Below are 20,435 nucleotides of genomic sequence, written 5' to 3' on the forward strand. Positions count from 1 at the left end.
TTCATCCTGTTTATATTTTGGCCCTTTGGTATTGTAATGGCCATTCCACATCCACTCCCAACTCAGTAGCGGCGTGCAACGGAAAATACGGTTGCCTTAGACTTTCGCGGGCATAGAGAATCAAGTCGGCCTTTTTAGTCTTTAAAATTTCCTCAGACTGTTTAGCGGTTGTGATTTGGCCCACGGCACCCGTTAAAATATTCGCCTCTTTTTTAATCTTCGCCGCAAAGGGAACTTGATAGCTCGGTTTGCTGGGAATGGTTGCCTTGGGAACATTTCCGCCGGAAGAAGTATCAATCAAATCAACCCCCAATTCCTTTAGCTTCATTGAAAGTTTTACGGCATCTTCAACCGTCCAACCGCCTTCGGTCCAATCGGTCGCGGAAATTCTTACGAATAATGGTTTTTCTTCCGGCCATTCCTTGCGGACAACTTCAGTGACTTCCAAAAGAAATCGAATTCTGTTTTCAAAACTACCGCCGTAATTGTCTGTTCGATTATTTGCCAAAGGCGAATAAAATTGGTGAAATAAGTAACCGTGGGCGGCGTGTATTTCGACTACATCATAACCGACTTTTTCTGCACGACGGGTTGCTTCGGCATAATCGTTCTTTACTTTTTCAATCCCTGAAGTATCCAAGGCAATCGGGGCTGGCTCTCCTTCGCGAAAAGGCAAAGGCGATGCAGAAACCGTTTGCCAACCGTTTTTATCTTTTGGTGCAATTTTTCTAGCACCATCCTTTGGCAATTGATAGCTCGCTTTTCTGCCCGCGTGCGCCAATTGGATTCCTATCAAAGCATCTTGCGAGTGGACGAAATCTACAATCTGTTTCGATTTTTCAATATGTGCGTCTTTCCAAAGACCCATATCACCGTGGGTAATTCTTCCCTCGGGCGAAACGGCCGTTGCTTCCTGAATTATCAAGGCAGAGCCCCCAACGGCACGGCTTCCCAAATGTACGAGATGAAAATCGTTTGCAAAACCATCAGTGCTGCTGTACATGCACATAGGCGAAACGACCATTCGGTTTTTAAAGGTTTTCGATTTTATTTTTATTGGGGAAAAGAGGATGCTCATTTTTTACTATTTATTGCTATTTTTTATTATCCAGTGGAAACGCCCACATTATGTCTTTTTGGGACAAGACTTTTAAATAAATTTCAGAAATCCGAAAATACTTCTGCTTTTTAAATAACTGAAATCACTTTCGTGATGATAGGCTTCGCGTTCAAAGGAAATATTTCGGTATGCTTTATGGCGATTTCCGAATTGAATCCAACGAAAAAGAAATTCGATACCATACCATACATAGAAAAAAATAACCAGCAATTCCGATTGTTGGCGGAGGTGAATGCTTTCGTGGTTTAGGAAGATCAAATCCTCTTTAAGGGATTGATGCTTTAAAACCACAAACGGCCAGAGCGTCATTCCGTTAAAGTTTTTTCGAAGGAGTTTTGGGCGGACTATTATGATCATTTATTTTTATTAGGAGATTGGTAAACATCTCCCTACCCCTTCAAAGGGGGAATCGTTAGGTGCTTCAATTCAATTTTAGAGATTTCGAATTCACGAATTAACAAATCACGAATCACGAATCCCGAATCCCGAAACTACTGTTTCAAAAATTGTCGTAAAACATATTGCAGGATTCCTTCGTTTTGGTAATAGGCAACTTCTATTGGGGAATCTAAGCGTGCGATAACTTTGAACTCCGTTTTTTTGCCATTCTCGTCTTTGGCGATTACCGTTACTTTTTTTAAAGGGGACAAATCGTTTTCAATACCAATAATACTGAAATATTCCTTCCCTGTAAGTCCGTGGGTTTTGGCGGATTCACCCTTTATATACTCCATTGGCAAGACCCCCATCATAATTAAATTACTTCGGTGAATACGTTCGTAGCTCTCTGCCAAAACGGCTTTAACGCCCAAAAGAATAGTTCCTTTGGCAGCCCAATCTCGGGAAGAACCGCTACCGTATTCTTTTCCGGTAAGTACAATCAGTGGAGTTTCGTCTGCAATATATTTCTGTGCCGCATCATAAACCATCATTTGTTCTCCAGAGGGAAGGTAAGTGGTATAACCGCCTTCCCTGTCGGCCAATTGATTTTTTATTCGCACATTGGCAAAAGTGCCGCGTACCATCACCTCATCGTTTCCACGACGCGAGCCATAACTGTTGAAGTTTTTCTTTTCAACGCCTCTCGATATCAAGTATTTTCCTGCGGCGGAATCTTCTGAAAAAGCTCCCGCAGGCGAGATATGATCTGTAGTTATACTATCGCCCAGCATCAATAAGGCTCTTGCTCCCTCAATATTTTTCAAGGGTTTAGGGTCGACGGAAAGATTGTGGAAAAACGGCACCTCTTTAATATAAGTGGAATCGTCATCCCACTGGTAAAGACTATCATTTGGAACTTCCAGGTTTTTCCATATTTCGTTGCCTTCAAATATTTCATCATAATTCTTTTTGAAATCTTTTGGAGTGAGCACTTCTTCCATAACTGCGTGAATTTCATCATCTGTGGGCCAAATATCTTTTAGATATATCGGCTTGCCGTTTCTATCGCAGCTCAAAGGTTCGGTTGTAAGGTCAATATCTACCCTTCCCGCTATCGCGAAAGCCACAACTAGCATTGGCGACATCAGAAAGTTCATTTTTACTTGAGCATGGATTCGCGCCTCAAAATTTCGGTTTCCAGAAAGCACCGAAGTCACTATTAAATCGTTATCATCAACCGCCTTTGAAATCGCGGGCGGAAGCGGCCCCGAGTTTCCGATACAGGAAGTACATCCATATCCAACTAAGTGAAATTGCAATGCTTCAAGATCTTTGAGCAAATCGGCTTTTTTCAAATAGTCCGTCACCACTTTTGATCCCGGAGCAAGCGATGTTTTCACCCAAGGTTTTACATCAATACCGTGTTCCCGGGCTTTTTTAGCTACCAAACCAGCACCTATCATCACAAAAGGGTTGGATGTATTGGTGCAAGAGGTTATTGCGGCAATGGCAACAGCTCCGTCTGAAAGCATATATTTTTCGTTTCCGTGTGAAATCCAAACGGTTTTTAAACCATCTTTTATTTGGGCTTCTTCTACTACCACATCCGGATCCGTATCGTGCGACTGTTCTGCGGGCTGACTTCCACCCTCTGCTTTCCAGCGAGTAATTGCCTCTTCCCGATCTGAAGGTTCTATATATTTTCTGCCGAAGGAAGCATGTTCCAGTTCTATGAATTTTTCTTTTAAATCTGTAAGAAGAATTTTATCCTGTGGACGTTTTGGGCCGGCAACACTTGGCATTACTGTTGAAATATCCAACTCCACCACATCGGTATATTCAATTTTATCTTCATCCTGACGCCATAACATATTGGCTTTGCAATAATCTTCAACCAGTTTGATCTGTTCTTCACTTCGGTTACTGCCTCGCATATATTCCAAAGTTTTGTGGTCTATGGGGAAGTAGGTAATAGTACAGCCAAATTCTGGCGACATATTACCGATAGTGGCTCTATCTGGAACTGAAAGATGGTCCAAGCCAGGGCCGAAAACCTCAACAAATTTTCCAACCACGCCGTATTTACGAAGCAGGTTGGCGATGGTAAGTACCAAATCTGTTGCCGTAGAACCCACGGGGAGTTTTCCCGTAAGTCTTAAGCCAATAACTTCGGGACTAATAAAGTAGATAGGCTGGCCGAGGATTGCGGCTTCGGCTTCTATTCCGCCAACGCCCCAAGCAACTACACCAATTCCGTTTACCATTGGGGTATGGCTATCGGTTCCCACAAGTGTATCGGGAAAAACCATGCCGTCGCGGGCAATGGCGCCTTTGGAGAAATATTCGAGGTTTACTTGGTGGCAAATCCCCATTCCGGGTGGAACTACGCTGAAGTTATCAAACGATTTCTGCGCCCATTTCAAAAAAGTATAGCGCTCGTTGTTGCGCTTGTACTCCTCTTCCATATTTTGCTGATAGGCGTACTGTGCCGCAAAATAATCTACCTGCACGCTGTGGTCTATCACCAAATCCACGGGAATCAACGGGTTTATTTTGGAGGCATCGCCGCCTTTACGCGCCATTTCGGAACGCAGCGAAGCAATATCGACCACCGCGGGAACACCCGTAAAATCCTGCATCAAAACCCGGGCTGGCTTAAAGGCAATATCGTCATCGGTCTGTTTTGGTTTCCAATTTAAAATAGATTCCAAATGCTTCTTGGTTACTGAAAAATCGTCGTAATTGCGGAGTGCGTTTTCAAGAAGAATCCGAATTGAAAAGGGCATTTTTTTTATGTTGTGTCCTTGTTTTTCCAGTTCGGGAAGACTGTAATAAGTGAGCTTTTCTTTGGAGGTATCAAGTGTTTTTTTGAGGCTGTAGATATCTTGTTGCATGATGTGATAATTTAGATACTAAAATTACTCAATAAAAACGGTGTCGGCACGCAAAGCGATTGGTTTAACAGGGCATTAACAAATCTTGAAGCAGCTCTAAAATTTATATTCCGAAAAGACTATTTAACGAATCATTCGCCAAGACGAAGCGTTCGTCATCCCAACAAATTATAAGTAAATATAACCGCTTCGTTATTTTTAATTAAATTAGCCGTCATTAATAAAAAATCACAAGGCATTGAAAAATGCGACCGTATTTTTTCTACTTTTTGTGTTCACCTTCAATCTTGGGGGCTCCTTTATTATTTTAAAAATCCAGCAACATCAAATTCGAAGGGAAATAATCCATCAAATAAAGCAGGGTATTTCTGAAAAGGAGTTGACGAGCATTACCGTTTCTTCCGAAAACGAAAACGAACTTCTTTGGAAGGACCGGGAGGAATTCAGCTATAGAGGAACGATGTATGATGTTGTGCGCATGGAGATTTTGAACGAAAACACCAAAGTCTATCATTGTATTTCGGACGATCAGGAAACGAATTTGATTGCCAAATACAACAAGGAACTCCAGAAAAAACAGAAGAACAAAAACAACAGAACAAACGCTACAAAAACCGTAAAATTTCTTCAGAAAATAAGTCCGTTTCCACAGAAAGAGGATTTGGCGTTTTCGAATAAAGTGATACGCCCCAATTACGTGTATCACGAAAACTATGCATCGCTTTCACTGGAAATATCGAGCCCTCCCCCCAAACAATTTTTATAATTTATTTTGAAGCCATCTTGCTTCCCTTAAAATGCACTCGGCGCCATTGCGGGCCGTTCGGCATATATTTTAAATTATAAAACTTTAAAAAAAATGACAAAATTTTATCTGTCCCTTTTGGGATTGCTTATAACCGTATCATTATTTGGCCAGGAAAAACTTTCGGGGAAAATATTTGATGCGGCCACCAACACTCCTTTGGTGGGAGCCAAAATAGAAATGAACGGAACGGAAGTTTCCAGTACAGATTCCGAAGGAAATTTTTCCATTCCCTGTTCCAACAACCAAACCTTGAGCATAAGTTATATCGGTTATGAAACAAAAACAGTCAAAATAAACAACTGCGCAGAATTTTTAAGCATCGGTTTAAAAACCTCCGTAAACGCGCTGGACGAAGTGCAACTGAGCGGGGCTTTGGACAACGATAATAGAGTGCTTGAAAAACCGATTTCGGTAATCCATTTGGAGGAGAAAGAACTGGACCGCGGCATAGGCCTGTATCTTGACGATGCCATAAACGCCAACGTCCCGGGCGTTACGATGAACCGGAGAGGGGTTTCGTCCGGGCAACAGTTCAACATCCGTGGCTACGGAAATGGCGTGGGGTTTAGAGGCGCCACCAACAATTTTGACGGGCAGGGCTATAAAGTGTATTACAACAACATTCCGTTAACAGATGCTGAAGGAATCACACTTTTGGACGACATCGATTTTGGTTCCGTGGGTTCGGTTGATGTAATTAAAGGACCGGCAGGTTCGCTCTACGGTTTTGCGATTGCCGGGGTTGTAAACCTCACCACCATTCGCCCCAAAAATGGCGAAACTTCCCTAAGCGAAAACGTTACCGTTGGCAGCTACGGCTTGGCGCGTTTCACTACCCAATTGCAGATGGGGATGGAAAAATCTTCCGTTCTGTTGAACTACGGCCACCAAATTTCTGATGGATATATGGATCACAACGCTTCGCGGAAGGACTTTTTGAACGCCGTTTTGGATTTTCATCCAAATCAAAAGCAATCGGTCAGTACCTACTTCGGGTTTAGCAACAGTTACGACGAACGCGCCGGAGAGCTTACCATTGGTCAATACGACACTTTGGATTACAGCGGAAACCCACGTTACATCAAAAACAACGCCCACAGCGAAGTGATCAGTTTCCGGGCTGGTTTGAGCCATAAATACGACTTTACAAAATGGCTTTCAAACACGACCACCGTTTACGGTTCCGGCCTGAACACGAACGCAAGCTCTGCGGGCGGTTGGACCGATAAAGACCCGATCAATTACGGCACGCGACTAACTTTTGATTTGAATTTTGATTTAAGCGAGGATTTCAGCCTTTCGGGTATTGCCGGACTTGAATTTCAGGAGCAACGGTCGCAATCCATTAGCTACGGAATGGTTGAAAATCCCAACGATCCCGACGGTTACAACATAATTGGCGCCGTACGGAGCAACCAATATTCAAAATCGAAAAACAAATCACTTTTTACCGAATGGATTTTGAAAATGCCCTATGATATTTCCTTTACAGCTGGCGTTGGAAAAAGCTCTTTGAATCTTGATTTGGAAGACCGTGCCTATGACCCAACAACTGGCAAACCGCAAGTAGTTTCGGCAAATTATGAAGATCTGTTTTCGCCACATTTCGCCGTGAACAAAATTTTCAACACTACTATTTCACTTTACGCTTCCTACAGCAAAGGCTACAAAGCACCCGTTAGCGGTAACGTGATTATTGGTTTCACGGGCCAATTGAATACAGGTCTTGAACCCGAGGAAGGCGACCAGTTTGAAATTGGTTCAAAAGGAAATCTTTTGGACAGCAAATTGCATTATGAAGTGGCGTTGTTTCAGGCAAAATTCAAAAATAAATTTACCTCCGTGGCTGTTCCCGCAGGCGACGGCACAACGCTCTATTCCTACATTGCGAACGGTGGCGAATTGAACAACAAAGGCGTGGAAGCATTGGTAAAATATACCGCTTATGAATCCGCAACAGGTTTCTTCGGAAATGTGAGCCCTTATTTAAACCTTGCCTATTCCGATTTTAAATATGAAGATTTTGTTTATGAAGCCTTGAGCAGACAAGGGGAATTAACCGTAAATGATTACAGCGGAAAGGCGGTTGCAGGCGTTGCGCCGTGGGTTGTGAATGCGGGGGTTGACTTCAATACCAACCTCGGCCTTTACGGGACCGTGAACTATTCCTATCACGATCCGGTTCCTTTCACTTCGGATGGCTTGAACGTTGCGGACAGCTACAGCTTGCTGAATACCAAACTGGGGTACAGAATCAATTTTGGCCATTTTGACCTTGAAGCTTATGCAGGGGCGGACAACATTACTGGCGAAAAGTATTATATCATGCTTTTCCTCAACCAATTGGACGATGCCTACATCCCTGCCCCGCTCGATACCGTTTTTTATGGCGGACTTAATTTGAAATACAACTTTTAAAACTCTGCGACCTCTGCGCCTCTGCGGTGAAAATTATACCGCAAAGGCCCGGAGAACGCAAAGAAAAATCCCTATTAATATGAAGAAATCAATCACATTAATAATTATTGCCATAACTTTTATATCCTGCGGAAGGTTCGGCAATGAGGACAAAAAACAAGACCACGAGGAGCGAATCGTCTGCATTTCAAAACAATACAGCGAAATAATCTATGCCCTCGGCGCGGAAGAAGATATCGTAGCCGTAGATGTTTCCAGTACCTATCCGCCCGAAATAAAGGATTTGCCAACCATTGGCTATCACCGTGCACTTGCCGCGGAACCCATTCTTTCCATGAAACCGACCTTAATTTTGGAAGACAACAACATTGGGCCGGAGCACGTGGTTACACAGTTGAAGGATTTAAAAATCCCGATGAAGCAATTTGGGCAGTATGAAAACACCATTGCAGGAACCGATTCGTTGATTCGCGAAATGGGCAGCTATTTTCACAAAGAGGAAAAAGCAGAGGAACTCTGCAAAAAGCTAAATGCCGATATGAATTACGCAAAACAACAAGCCCTTTGGTACGAAAAGAAACCGAAAGTGTTGGTAATCCATTTTGGACAGGCAAACAACATCTATTTGGTTATGACCAAAAACAGCACCGCGGGAAAATTGATTGCTTGGGCCGGCGGCGAAATGGCCGTGGACGGCGAGCGCGGCATGACACAGTTTTCTCCCGAAGTGGTCGCCCAAAGTGACCCAGACGTCATTTTGCTGACCGATTTTGGCTATGACAAATTGGGCTCCACCGAAGGGGTGGGCACGCTTCCGGGAATTTCAAGTACGCGTGCATTTAAAGAGGGAAAAGTGTATCGCGTGGAGGAACACGATATGGTTTATTTGGGACCGCGAACTGGCGAGAATGTGGTTGCGTTGCAGAAGTTGATACACTCTGATAAGTAGCGGTTTGCAGTCGCGGTGTTCAGTCGCAGTTTGCAGTAAAATTTTTAAATGTTGAAAAAGAAAAACTATAAATACAAAGGAACTTTCCCAATTTTGATAATTCTTTTGGTGATTATTACTTTCTTCTCCATTAGCTATGGGGCGGTTTCTATTTCGTTTGAAGCAATAATTTCCTCGTTGAAAAAATATTTTACTACCCCCGAAACCATGGATTTAACGGAACGTATTTTTATGGAAATACGTTTGCCGCGGGCCATTCTTTGCATTTTTGTGGGTGCAAGTTTAGCCGTTGGCGGAACGTTGTTGCAAGCTCTTTTTAGAAACCCAATTGTTGAGCCGGGACTTATTGGTACTTCCTGCGGGGCGGCTTTTGGGGCAGCTTTGTACTTTGCTTTGGGAGCAACGTTCGGGTTTAGCGTTGGCAAATGGACATTGCCATTGGCAGCTTGTTTGGGCGCAATGCTATCTACGGGTATGGTTTTTTTCCTTTCGCAATCGCGCAATAGCGGGAAAAGTTCCATCGTGGCTTTGTTGCTTACGGGCATTGCAATAAACGCTTTGTTTTTAAGCGGCGTTGGCTTTTTAAGTTACATTGCCCGCGATCCGCAGGCGCGTTCCATTGTTTTTTGGAATCTGGGAACACTGAGCGGCGCCAATTGGACTTCAGTTACAATCGTTGGCATTTCGACAGTAGCAACCATATTAATTTCCCTTCGCTATGCAAAACATTTAAATGCGTTGATGATTGGCGAAGAGGAAGCCCAATTTTTAGGCGTAAACATCAAAAGCCTAAAGTGGAAAATTTTATTGATAAACGTAATTATGGTTGCCGTGGCAACGGCCTTTGTGGGCGTCATCAGTTTTGTGGGGTTGATCGTTCCGCATCTTTTGCGAATCATCAACGGCAGCGACAATCGGTTTCTTATAAGAAATAGCGCCCTGCTGGGGGGAATACTTCTGTGTGTGGCAGATTTAATTTCACGAATGGTATTGCGCCCGGCGGAGCTTCCCATTGGTATTGTAACTTCAGTAGTTGGTGTACCTATTTTTATTTTTTTGTTGCAACGGAAAAATTACTTTTTTTGAAAAAGAATCAAGAAACAAGACCCAAGAATCAGAACGGAACCGTGAAAGATTTTATAACCGGTCCTGTTTCCTGTTTCCTTTTTTCCTGTTTCAAAATAGAATGATTGACTAATTTTGATTAACGAATAAAAATTGATTCAAACAAACAACATAACATACCGAATAAGAAACAAAACTATCCTCAAAGATATTTCCGTACACTTTGAAGCTGGAAAAATCAACCTCATCCTCGGGCCAAACGGGGCGGGAAAATCTACGCTGGTAAAAATAATCTGTAACCAATTGAAACCGCAGCAAGGCGCTGTTTTTTATGAAGAAAAAAACATCCGCGAGACTTCCGTGGCCGAGCTTGCGAAAGTGCGCGCGGTACTTTCACAAAACACAGAGCTCGCATTTCCCCTAAAAGTGAAGGAAGTGGTGATGATGGGCCGCTATCCGCATTTCTCGGTAAACCCAACTACCAAAGACGAGAAGGCTGTAACGGAAGCGATGCAGTTTTTTGATGTGGAAACTATGGCCGATCGCGATTACCTAACTTTGAGCGGTGGCGAAAAACAGCGGGTACATTTTGCAAGAGTTGTTTCGCAACTATGGTATCCTTCGGAAAAAGGTTGTAGGTATTTGGTTTTGGACGAGCCGCTCACTTTTTTGGACGTGCATTACCAGTTTCAGTTTATGCACAAATTGCGAGAGTTATTAAAACAACAGAATTTGGTAATTGTTGGCGTGGTGCACGACCTGAACCTCGCCGCCAAGTTTGCCGATCATTTGGTATTGCTGAACAACGGTGAATTGCTGGCAGCCGGAACCAAAGAAGAAGTGCTGAACGCCGAAAACATGAAAACCGCCTACCGCTTGGAACCGGTAATCCATAACGATGAGCGGGGGATGTATTTGTTTTTTGAATAGATTTCAGGAAGTTTTTAATAGATTTGAATTTTACAGTGAAACAAAATGAATTTTATTAAAGTCTTACTTCTTATCTTTTTATTTGCCTGTTGCGCTCAAAACAAGGAAGAGGAAGCCTTTGAAAATGATTTAGGAAAAGAGAACAGTGAAACGCTCAACTATCTTGTTTCAGCATTTGAAAAGGATTTTTTGAAAAAGCAATATCCTAAACTAAAAATAAATGAGGCCTACAGAAAGTTTCTTGAAGATTTGAGGGATGGAAATACAAATAATTGGAAAGAGAGACCCGCAGAAGCCGTAAAAATATTTAATGAAAGTAAATTAAGACTGGAAATTTATAATTTTCCCGATTCCATTTGGGTTGTTCCAAATAGTACAAAGGACAAAATAGAAGAAGATTCATTATCTATTTTATATTATCCACTTCCTTACATAAAATATAGGCGAAAAGATTATATCGATTCCATTGGAAAACAACATTATTTATATTCAAGATCGTATGTTCAGTTAGATTCGTTAAACACGGATTCCATTATAAATTATGTCAAAAAGATTCGGGAATTCAGATATGACGGAGAATATTTTAAACTTATCGATAGGTATAAAAATAAAAACTCTTTTTGGTCAGAAATGAATGAATATGTTATTTCCCTAAATAATGAAAATTCGAAAGTATTTGCCCAAATGATACTCAAAAATAATTTTGACTTAAACAATCCCACAGTCCGAAAATTTATAGTTCTTGAATGTGTTTATTAATAAAAAAAGCCCCCGAGTCACAACTCCCGGAAGCTTTTTTCCCCTCACATTATTAAACCTAAAACTATTTTTTCACTATCTTTTTTGTTGCAGTGCCATTTTCAGTTTCTATCTGGAGTAGGTACATGCCTTTCGATAGGTTTTCAATATTCATTTCACCATTTATCAAAACGGCCCCTGTGTTTCTGCCAAGCATATCAAAAAGCTTCGCTCCTTTTATCTGTGCACCTTGTGGGTTGTCAATTTTAAGTACGTTAGCAGCGGGGTTTGGATACACTGTAAAGGATTCCAGATTTTGGTCCTCCACCCCAAGGCCGTCTTCCTTTATAACAAACAGGCTATACTTTCTGGATCCGCCAAAACCAAGTTCGGTAACTTCGCCGGTAGTAGTATTCACCGTATTGAAATAGGACCAGATTACCCCACTCCTATTTTGCAGCACCGCATAAAGTGTATTGGTACTGTGATCTACCGTAAACCCACTTCGTACCGGATATAGCCCACCCGGATACATATTGCCCACACTTGTGCCCACGCCAGTATTCACGTCAATGGTAAAAAGATCGCCAGAAACGGCATCGGCGGCATATACTATACCGTTGTTATCAATTTCCATGGCAACAACGTTTGGGATTCCCGTACCTGTGCCTATTTCGGTCAGTACACCCGTAGCAAGGTTAAGCGAATAAAAATGTGATCCATTTTCGTTATTGGGATCCGAGCTTATGGCGTAAAAGGTATCATTGGTATAGTTATAGGATAATTGGCTCATAAACTGACCGCCAACAATCCCTGAAACCGTTGCCGCATAATTAACAGCGCCCGTATTCAAATCAACAATTCCCAAAACATAATCTGGGGCTTGGTAAACAAAGGTATACATTACCCCGGCATTGTTGTAATCGCCGCCCAGCATCGTAAACGCGTTGTTGGTTATTACATTTTGGATTGGAAAATAAGGTCCCGCAACGGGAATGGTGCCAAACTGGCCTGGGTTGGTAAAGGTTTCCATCACATAAAAATCTGTGGCGGCCCTGCCAAAATCCTGAGCTTGGGCGGGGTTTGCCATCACTGTAACACAAAAAGCAAAAAGAAAGATAATTTTTTTCATGATTAAAATTTTTAAAGGATTATACTCCTATATCGTAAAAGCTTAAATAAGTCATCAATAATTTGGGCGGGAAATTTGTAGCTTTAACTTTTCAAATCTTTCTTAACTATGGTTGTAAGTTTTAAAAAATCATTTAAATGACAGAAAAAGAAATACTATTAAAACCCAAAAAATTAACCACCATAATACTTCTTCTAATAAGTTCTCTTTTTGTAATTGCAGGATTAATTGTGATGGAAGAAGAAACTTTTATAAAATGGGGCACAATACTATTTTTTGGTTCAGGGGTTATTGTATTTACTATTCAATTATTCCCAAATTCAAGTTATTTAAAGTTAACCAACGAGGGATTTGAAGTACGGTCTTTATATCATTCCCATTTTACGAAATGGACAGATGTAAATTGTTTCGGAATCCTCGCTATTAGATTCAACACCTTAGTCGTTTTCAACTATACCGACAACCATAAAAAACATACTCCAGGAAAGAAAATTGCAAGGTTCCTTTCCAAAAGTCAAGGAGCCTTGCCAGATAACTATGGAATGAAGGCCATAAAACTTGTGGAGCTGATGAATGAATGGAAATTTAAAAATGTAAAAACATAGTATAGATAACACTTGCTACCGCGCGTTTGCAACGCGTGGCTACGCAGAACAAGCAATCCCTCCCCTAAAACAATAACAATATAAAAACGTATAAACTATTTCAAAATGACAAAAATAGACCCCATAATAGCAGTAAAAAATGTAGAAACAAGCGCCAAGTGGTACCAAGCAATATTGGGCTGTAAAAGAGAACACGGCGGAGATGAGTTTGCAGTCTTGGTCTCCGAAAATGACGAAGTGTTGCTCTGCCTCCACAAATGGGGCGCGCACGAACATCCAACGATGAAAGACCCCAATACTCCAATCGGGAATGGACTCATCCTTTACTATAAAACGGAAGACATCAACGCGATAAGACAAAATGTTGAAAAATGGGGCCATCCCGTGGCAGAAGAAATACACTTAAACGAAAATTCCACAAAAATGGAATTTTCACTACGCGACCCAGACGGTTACTATTTAACGATCACCGAATACCATAATTACGAAGGTTAAAACAAAGCTAAAAGCAATAGACAGCTTTCCAAAAAACCCAACAAATTCCTATCTTTAGATTAAAAGAAAAATTAATTTAAAAAAATGTCATGAAAAATTATAAGGTAGGCGACCATGTAAAATGGAACTCAGAGGCCGGGGAAGTATCCGGAAAAATAATCAAGGTTCACCATTCAGATTTTCAGTACAAGGGCCACACCCACCACGCCAGCAAGGACGACCCGCAGTATGAAATAAAAAGCGACAAGACAGACCACATTGCGGCGCATAAAGGTTCCGCGCTTTCAAAAGTTTAAAGAAGAGACTTATTTTGCAAGTTCAATAAGTTTCGCGAGGGTGCGGTAGTTTCGGGTGGTGGCTTCAACTTTCAGCTTTTTCTCAAAAAAATTGTTGTTGCATTTGGCAACGCCATATCCTTTGGAAGCAAAAAGATACACGCAATTTTCAGTAATATTGAATTCTTCGCCGGGATACGTCTCTTGGCTCACTTTTTCTGTCAAATTTTTTGCGGGCGGTTCATTGAGCAGGATAAAATAGGAAGCCTTTTTCTTTTCTTCGGAAAATGGACAGGCGGCAAGAATCCTTTCAATTTCAGAAGCTGTTTTTACCAATACGGGAACTTCAAAACCGAACGATTTCTGTATGCCCTTGCCAATTTTTTTGGCCAAATTGTTATTGGCACTCGCAGAAAAAACAACGTTTCCGCTCTGTATATAAGTAACAACATCAGCAAAGCCCAACTCCTCAAAAAGAAGTTTTAGGTCCGCCATTTTCATCTGTTTGTTGCCCACGTTTATTCCGCGCAACAGGGCTATGTAGGTTTGCATATTAATAGGATTGGCTTTGTCTTATTATATTTATTACTGTTACTACATCATCTTTAATATTATAGTGAAGCGAATACGGAAATATTTTGAAATGGACAATGCGCAAATTCCGATAACGAATTTGGAACAAATAAGGGTTTTGTTCTAAAAACTCAATCTGCTCGTCAAAATCAAAAAGAAATTCCATTTTCTTGTCCATGGCATCGTAAAAACATTCGGCTTTTTTAAGCTCACGTTCGGCGTCAATCGACAGTATTACGGGAAATGCCATATTTCTTTCTTATTTCTTCTATCGGAATCGTTTTCAAAGTGCCTTTTTCTTGGCGGTCCAAAATGTCATCCATCATGGTTTTATATTCCTCAGACGGTTCGGCCAATTGTCGAGCCAAATTTTCAATATAATTTTCAATATAATTCTTCAGCGATCTATTATCAGCTTTTGCCTGTTTTTCCAAGATTTCCCAGACCTCATCTTTTAGTTCGATTATTTTTTTCTTTTTTCCCATTGTATATAGATTTTATATATCAAATATATAAAAATTATATTAAAATACGCTATCTCTCCCCTCCTTTGGAGGGCAGGGGGAGGCCAGATTTTGCGAAACAATATACCCGCCCGTCCAAGCATTCTGAAAGTTAAAACCTCCCGTAATAGCATCTATATTTAAAACCTCGCCGGCAAAATAAAGTCCGTCAACCTTTCTGCTTTCAAAGGTTTTGAAGTTCACTTCCGTTAAATCTACGCCACCGGCGGTTACAAATTCTTCCTTAAACGTACTTTTCCCCGTAACCTCAAAAATGCCCGCCGTGAGTTGGTTGGCCAAATTCTGAAGATTTTCCCGCGTGGCATCGGCCCAAGTAAGAGTTTCGGCAATTCCGGAGGCTTTTACCAGACTTTGCCAAAGCCGTTTCGGCAGTTCGAACTGCGCATATTTATAGATGGTTTGCTTTCCTTGGGAAGATTTCATTGCTTTTAAAGAATCCAAGATATCTTCCTCGGAAACATCGTTCAACCAATTTACCTCTATTTTGAAGTGATATTTCAAAGGCTCCAACAATCGCGCCCCCCAAGCCGAAAGTTTTAAAATTGCGGGACCGCTCATTCCCCAGTGGGTAATTAATAGCGGAAGCCCCCTGACCCCCAAAGGGGGAAATTGCGGTTGCAATAATACTTTAACGCTTGCAATTACTGAAATCCCCGGTAAGTCAATGATTCTGGAATCCTTAATATTAAAGGTGAAAAGTGACGGAACCGCGGGAATTATTTTGTGTCCCAAATCTTTTAGCAATTGCCAAATCTTGGGATTGCTGCCCGTGGCAACCACAACTTTTTTTGCTGAAAAAGTATCTGTAGTTGTAGTTATTTTGAAGCAATCTGTTTCTTTTTGAATTTCCTTTGCGGCTTGATTGAGAAGCACCTCAACGCCGAATCTTTTCGCTTCGGAAAGAAAACAATCGATTATCGTTTGTGAAGAATCCGAAACTGGAAACATCCGTCCGTCTTCTTCAATTTTTAGCTCCACTCCCCTTTTCTCAAACCAGGCAATGGTATCGCCAGTCATAAACGTGTGGAATGGGCCCAAAAGTTCCTTTTCGCCGCGCGGATAGTTCTGAGTCAATTCCTTCGGAAGAAATTCGGCGTGGGTTACGTTGCATCTTCCACCGCCGGAAACTTTCACTTTGGTCAGCACTTCCTTTCCGCGTTCAAGAATGATTATTTTAAGTTTCGGATTATTCTCAGCAGCGTTGATTGCCGTGAAAAAGCCCGCAGCACCGCCGCCGATTATTATGACATCGGCCTGTATCAAGCCAAGACTTTTTCTTTCGCAAAACTTTCGCAGAGGGCGATGGTTTCTTTTACATCTTCCAAGGTAGTGCGCGGATTTATCAAACACATGCGTAAAACCACTTGTCCGTTAAGTACCGTTGTTACCAATAATGCTTGTTGGGAATCCACTACGTTTTTTGAAATTCTTTGGTTAAGTGCATCCAATTTTTTCTCGGAAAGTTTATTCCCAATCGGGTTGTATCTAAAATTGATAACGGCCAGAGTAGCTGGTGAAATCACTTCCCAATTGGGACTTTTACGAAGAAATGCTTCCGTAGCCTCGGCAAGTTTTATGTTATATGTAATGGCTTTTCGAAATTCGCCCATTCCAAAGGTTTTTACGGACATGTAAAATTTCAATGCTCGGAAACGGCGCGTCAATTCAATGCCGTGATCGTAAAAATTTATTTCGGAAGTATTGCCTTCAATATCCCTTAAATATTCGGGTTTTTCGGTGAAAGTTCCTTTTAGCCATTTGTGGTTTTTAATCAACAGGCAGCCAATTTCATACGGCTGGAAAAACCATTTATGCGGGTCCACGGTAAGCGAATCGGCCTTTTCGATTCCCTTTAAAAGCTGTTTTCCGTTTTCGGCAAGAATTGCAAACCCGCCGTAAGCGCCGTCAATATGGAACCAAATGTCTTCTTTTTTACAAATCTTAGCTATGTCTGAAAGTGGATCAACCGTTCCCGTATTTGTGGTTCCGGCTGTTGCAATCAAACAGAAAGGCTGCAGGCCTTCCAAACGGTCCTTTGCGATTGCGTTTTTCAATTTATTCAATGAAAACTTGAATTCGCTATCCGTTGGAATCACGCGAATCTGTTCCTTTCTAAAGCCCAAAACGCGGATTGCCTTTATGTTTGAAGAATGTGCTTGATCAGAAAGATAGATTACGGCCTTGCTAAAATCGTCGCCACACTTTACGGCACGCGCGGTAACCAAGGCAGTCAAATTGGCCATGGAGCCGCCGCTGGTAAAAATCCCGCCGCCCTTTTTCTGCGGAAAGCCGAACATTTTCAGCAGCCAGTTCATCGCCACGATCTCCATTTCGGCAGCTGCGGGCGAGGCCGCCCAACCCCCGGAAAATATATTGAACCCCGAAGCCAAACTATCGGCCATCGCACTGATGTAATTGCTCGGGCCTGGCACGAAGGAATACGATTTTGGATGCGAAACGATGTTGCTTTTGGTCATTACCTCTTCCAAAACAAAATTTAAGACTTCTCTTGGATCGCTGGCTTTTTCGGGGGCGTCCTCAAGAAATAATTTCTCCATTTCTTCACGGGATCCCGAAACCACTGGCAGCTTTTCGTTCTGCGTTGCAAAGTGTTCCACAATGGCGTCAACCACTTGGTAGCCATAGGTTTTCATTTCCTCTTTGCCCAATTCCAGCGTAGCTTTATTCTGAATTTTCACGTATTTGTTTTTTGAATTTTTTTGAAAGCCTACCGAAAAGGGGCAGGCGGGTGCAAAATTACGGTTTTAGGAAGGGATTTACAGATTTACGATAAAAAAATCCTGAAAAAAACCCCAAAGGTTTTCGAAACCTTTGGGGTCTGTTACTATTTGATAGATAGATTACTCCACCACCATTTTCTTCGTAACGTTTTGTATGTCATTGCTGAAATTCACAAAATATAAACCTGAAGGAAGATGAATTGGCAACACATTTTGCCCTTCGGAAATGGTTTCGGAAACAATCAAATTGCCCTGTACACCATAAATTTCAATTGTTGAAAAAGAAAAGATATTGTTGAAATTGATTTCGTTTTTCACCGGATTTGGATAAAAGCTGAAGTTTTCAACCGCATTATCGGCAACTCCCAAAATACCGCAGAGGAATGGTTCGAAAATTACTTCGCCTAAAGTTGGGTCATCTACCTTATGATATATTACATCCTCTACTTGTTGCTCCGTACTTTGTTGGTTCTCGATCCAGCAGTTATTTTTAGCAAAAATTGTATTTGGTGTATTATTATAGAGCGCAAAAGTTTGTCCATTGTTTCCGTTTTCAGAAAATATATTTTCTCCATTTCCAGAACCACCCATCCCCAAATTGATGGTTGCTGAACCTTGAAGCGTAATTCCCCATAAGTTTCTACGTATGTGGTTGCCCGAAGCTAGAACCGGCGTCCCTATTTGTGAGGAATTTACATTTATGCCGCTTCCGCCCGTAAGTGGGTCGCCTTCAATATTGTTATCTTCAATACTATTATCTGAAATTACGGCACTATTTATTGTGCCTAAAATGGTGATTCCATAACGATTGTTCCTTATGATGTTGCCCTCAATTAATACATTTACCGTAGCTCCCACGAAATTGGCTATTGCAATCCCCCCAACTTTTGTGTTTTGAGCATCCCCAATAATTGTGTTCTGAACAATCTGCAATGCTTCAAATTGATAGGTTGGCCCCATATTTATTTGCGGACGATTGCTATTGGCTGTATTATTGCCTTCAATAATATTGCTGAAAATATATCCAGACACAGCTGTGTTTGCCGCAGACCCTATTGCTGGATTTTCATTGAAAGAAATGGTATTGTTTGAAATTTGAGGCATTCCACGGGAAAGCTGGATCACGGCACTGGTGGTTGCGCCCGATACGTTATTTGTCAGCGTACAACCATCTATCGAAAACGTTTCGGTCAAAACGCGAAGTCCGCCGCCGTATTTAATGGTCGCGTTATTGATATTTATTTCTGAAAACTCTTCAAAACGGAAACCTTCGTAAGGGGCGTTTTCATCCAAAGCAGTAATGGTTACCGCGTTTGCATTTACGGTAAATGCTCCAAAAACGGTTATGAGTTTTGCATCATCAATTAGGAGTGTCAAGTCTGAATCTATGATTACTGCATCATTTTCCGCAATTGTAAGATTTCCCCAAAGGGTATAATCGCTGCCGGAAATTGTGATGGTCGTAGGGCTTGCCGCTGCAATGTCGTCCAATGTCCAGGTTACGCCAGTATTTGGCGTTGTATAATCCTGCGCAAAGGCGATAAAAGTTAGAAAAAGTAAAAAAGTACTGAGGATAATTTTTTTCATGATTTTGTTTTTTTTTGAAAGCGTAAAAGTAGGGATATGTGTTTTAGCAAAAAAGATAATTGTACGGTTTAGCACTTTGAAAAAACTATCTTTGAAAAATGGCGCTATACATCCTGATAATCTTCTTTATCATCAGCCCTTTCTTTCCGGCCATGGGAAACCCGCATTGGTTTTTCCGCACGGCTGATTTTGTGAGGCTTCAATCGTTATTTATCCAACTTATTTTATTGTGTTTGTTTCTGTATTTCGAAGAAAATTTTACTGTTTTTAGTTGGATATTGCTTGCAGCTTTGGGCGCCACCATGCTTTATCAGCTTTATAAAGTATTTCCATACAGTTCTTTTTTTCCCAGAAGGAGATCGCAGGCCGAGAGCGATGGCCATGTCTCTATTCTGGCGGGAAATGTGCTGCAGACCAATTCCTGCTACCCAGATTTTTTGAATGAAATAAAACGTTTTGACCCCGATTTGGTTTTAACGATGGAAAGCAACAAAGACTGGGAAAACTGTCTTTCGGAAATTGAAAAGGAGTATCCGTTCACCGTAAAAGTGCCTTTGGAAAATTTTTACGGAATGCATCTTTACTCCAAAAAGGAAGTGAAAAACGCGGAAGTGAAATACCAGATTGAAGATGATAAGCCTTCAATCTTTTTCGATTTTCCTCTTGCAGGAAATCCTCCTATCTTTTTCTGTTGCCTGCATCCCGCGCCGCCCAGCCCAACCGAAAACGAAACTTCAAAAGAGCGCGATGCCGAACTGATGCTTACCGGAAAAAGAATTCGTGATTTGGACAAGCCTACCGTAGTTTGCGGCGATATGAACGATGTGGTCTGGAGCCGCACCACCCGACTTTTCAAAAAAATGACGGGAATGATCGATCCGCGCGTGGGCCGGGGTTTCTTTTCTACCTATCACGCAGATTATTTCTTTTTGCGTTTTCCGTTGGACCATCTTTTCCACACCCGCGATCTGTACGTAGGGAAAATGGTGCGTTCCAGAAATTTTGGTAGTGACCATTTCGCCATGTATTATGAAATTCACCACAAAAAAAAAGTCCAAACCCCAAAAAACCCGAAGCTGAATGGGGATGAAAAAGGGGAGATTGAGGAGTTGATTGAGGAAGGAAAAGACTAGATTGCAAAAAATCATTGAAATATGATGATGCACGCAGCTTATAAGCAACAAGAAAGCTATGGTTTTC

General features: G+C 41.6%; 20 protein-coding genes. 10 read left to right on the forward strand and 10 right to left on the reverse strand.

Features of this window, described 5'->3' with window-relative positions:
- Window positions 1-10: 10 nt before the first annotated feature.
- The 3 genes from POV26_RS08865 to acnA all read right to left on the reverse strand — a co-directional run bounded on the left by POV26_RS08865 (window position 11) and on the right by acnA (window position 4,395).
- Complete coding sequence (locus POV26_RS08865; protein WP_272856117.1) at window positions 11-1,078, reverse strand: NADH:flavin oxidoreductase/NADH oxidase; 1,068 nt, start codon at window positions 1,076-1,078, stop codon at window positions 11-13.
- Window positions 1,079-1,150: 72 nt separating this feature from the next.
- A complete protein-coding gene (locus POV26_RS08870) occupies window positions 1,151-1,477 on the reverse strand; it encodes a hypothetical protein (protein ID WP_272856118.1) in 327 nt (108 codons plus the stop codon).
- A gap of 134 nt (window positions 1,478-1,611) precedes the next feature.
- On the reverse strand, window positions 1,612-4,395 hold the full coding sequence (gene acnA / locus POV26_RS08875) for an aconitate hydratase AcnA (protein ID WP_272856119.1): 2,784 nt from the start codon (window positions 4,393-4,395) through the stop codon (window positions 1,612-1,614).
- A 238-nt stretch (window positions 4,396-4,633) separates the two neighbouring features.
- Between acnA and POV26_RS08880 the strand changes: the two genes are divergently transcribed.
- The 6 genes from POV26_RS08880 (at window position 4,634) to POV26_RS08905 (ending at window position 11,324) form a co-directional block, all read left to right on the forward strand.
- Complete coding sequence (locus POV26_RS08880) at window positions 4,634-5,161, forward strand: hypothetical protein (protein WP_272856120.1); 528 nt, start codon at window positions 4,634-4,636, stop codon at window positions 5,159-5,161.
- 93 nt (window positions 5,162-5,254) lie between these two features.
- The gene (locus POV26_RS08885; RefSeq protein WP_272856121.1) at window positions 5,255-7,621 is read left to right on the forward strand and encodes a TonB-dependent receptor; all 2,367 of its coding nucleotides are present in this window, start codon (window positions 5,255-5,257) and stop codon (window positions 7,619-7,621) included.
- A 79-nt stretch (window positions 7,622-7,700) separates the two neighbouring features.
- Window positions 7,701-8,570 (forward strand): heme/hemin ABC transporter substrate-binding protein, encoded by an 870-nt coding sequence (locus tag POV26_RS08890; RefSeq protein WP_272856122.1) that lies wholly within the window; start codon window positions 7,701-7,703, stop codon window positions 8,568-8,570.
- 48 nt (window positions 8,571-8,618) lie between these two features.
- Complete coding sequence (locus POV26_RS08895) at window positions 8,619-9,656, forward strand: FecCD family ABC transporter permease (RefSeq protein WP_272856123.1); 1,038 nt, start codon at window positions 8,619-8,621, stop codon at window positions 9,654-9,656.
- 132 nt (window positions 9,657-9,788) lie between these two features.
- On the forward strand, window positions 9,789-10,565 hold the full coding sequence (locus POV26_RS08900; RefSeq protein ID WP_272856124.1) for a heme ABC transporter ATP-binding protein: 777 nt from the start codon (window positions 9,789-9,791) through the stop codon (window positions 10,563-10,565).
- 45 nt (window positions 10,566-10,610) lie between these two features.
- On the forward strand, window positions 10,611-11,324 hold the full coding sequence (locus POV26_RS08905; protein WP_272856125.1) for a hypothetical protein: 714 nt from the start codon (window positions 10,611-10,613) through the stop codon (window positions 11,322-11,324).
- A gap of 64 nt (window positions 11,325-11,388) precedes the next feature.
- Here POV26_RS08905 and POV26_RS08910 read toward each other — a convergent pair whose 3' ends face one another.
- On the reverse strand, window positions 11,389-12,435 hold the full coding sequence (locus POV26_RS08910) for a T9SS type A sorting domain-containing protein (protein ID WP_272856126.1): 1,047 nt from the start codon (window positions 12,433-12,435) through the stop codon (window positions 11,389-11,391).
- 137 nt (window positions 12,436-12,572) lie between these two features.
- Between POV26_RS08910 and POV26_RS08915 the strand changes: the two genes are divergently transcribed.
- The 3 genes from POV26_RS08915 to POV26_RS08925 all read left to right on the forward strand — a co-directional run bounded on the left by POV26_RS08915 (window position 12,573) and on the right by POV26_RS08925 (window position 13,831).
- A complete protein-coding gene (locus tag POV26_RS08915; protein WP_272856127.1) occupies window positions 12,573-13,040 on the forward strand; it encodes an STM3941 family protein in 468 nt (155 codons plus the stop codon).
- 105 nt (window positions 13,041-13,145) lie between these two features.
- Entirely contained in the window at window positions 13,146-13,535 is a 390-nt protein-coding gene (locus POV26_RS08920; RefSeq protein ID WP_272856128.1) for a VOC family protein, read from the forward strand.
- An 89-nt stretch (window positions 13,536-13,624) separates the two neighbouring features.
- On the forward strand, window positions 13,625-13,831 hold the full coding sequence (locus POV26_RS08925) for a hypervirulence associated TUDOR domain-containing protein (protein ID WP_272856129.1): 207 nt from the start codon (window positions 13,625-13,627) through the stop codon (window positions 13,829-13,831).
- Window positions 13,832-13,840: 9 nt separating this feature from the next.
- Here POV26_RS08925 and POV26_RS08930 read toward each other — a convergent pair whose 3' ends face one another.
- From POV26_RS08930 to POV26_RS08955, 6 genes are all read right to left on the reverse strand, one after another.
- Complete coding sequence (locus POV26_RS08930; protein WP_272856130.1) at window positions 13,841-14,362, reverse strand: DUF1697 domain-containing protein; 522 nt, start codon at window positions 14,360-14,362, stop codon at window positions 13,841-13,843.
- A 1-nt stretch (window position 14,363) separates the two neighbouring features.
- Window positions 14,364-14,633, reverse strand: coding sequence for a type II toxin-antitoxin system RelE/ParE family toxin (locus POV26_RS08935; protein ID WP_272856131.1), 270 nt, complete (start codon window positions 14,631-14,633; stop codon window positions 14,364-14,366).
- Window positions 14,605-14,868 (reverse strand): hypothetical protein, encoded by a 264-nt coding sequence (locus POV26_RS08940; RefSeq protein WP_272856132.1) that lies wholly within the window; start codon window positions 14,866-14,868, stop codon window positions 14,605-14,607. The genes POV26_RS08935 and POV26_RS08940 overlap by 29 nt, the downstream gene beginning before the upstream one ends.
- A 39-nt stretch (window positions 14,869-14,907) precedes the next feature.
- A complete protein-coding gene (locus tag POV26_RS08945) occupies window positions 14,908-16,170 on the reverse strand; it encodes a BaiN/RdsA family NAD(P)/FAD-dependent oxidoreductase (RefSeq protein WP_272856133.1) in 1,263 nt (420 codons plus the stop codon).
- On the reverse strand, window positions 16,167-17,561 hold the full coding sequence (locus POV26_RS08950; RefSeq protein WP_419180012.1) for a pyridoxal phosphate-dependent decarboxylase family protein: 1,395 nt from the start codon (window positions 17,559-17,561) through the stop codon (window positions 16,167-16,169). Before POV26_RS08950 ends, POV26_RS08945 begins: the two co-directional genes overlap by 4 nt.
- A gap of 207 nt (window positions 17,562-17,768) precedes the next feature.
- Window positions 17,769-19,235 (reverse strand): T9SS type A sorting domain-containing protein, encoded by a 1,467-nt coding sequence (locus tag POV26_RS08955; RefSeq protein WP_272856135.1) that lies wholly within the window; start codon window positions 19,233-19,235, stop codon window positions 17,769-17,771.
- A 98-nt stretch (window positions 19,236-19,333) separates the two neighbouring features.
- On the opposite strand from POV26_RS08955, the gene POV26_RS08960 reads away from it, so the two are divergent.
- Window positions 19,334-20,368 carry an endonuclease/exonuclease/phosphatase family protein gene (locus POV26_RS08960; RefSeq protein WP_272856136.1) on the forward strand — a complete coding sequence of 345 codons (1,035 nt, stop codon included), beginning with the start codon at window positions 19,334-19,336 and terminating at the stop codon, window positions 20,366-20,368.
- Window positions 20,369-20,435: the final 67 nt, after the last annotated feature.

This window comes from Aequorivita todarodis, assembly GCF_028561335.1.
Taxonomy (GTDB): Bacteria; Bacteroidota; Bacteroidia; order Flavobacteriales; family Flavobacteriaceae; genus Aequorivita; species Aequorivita todarodis.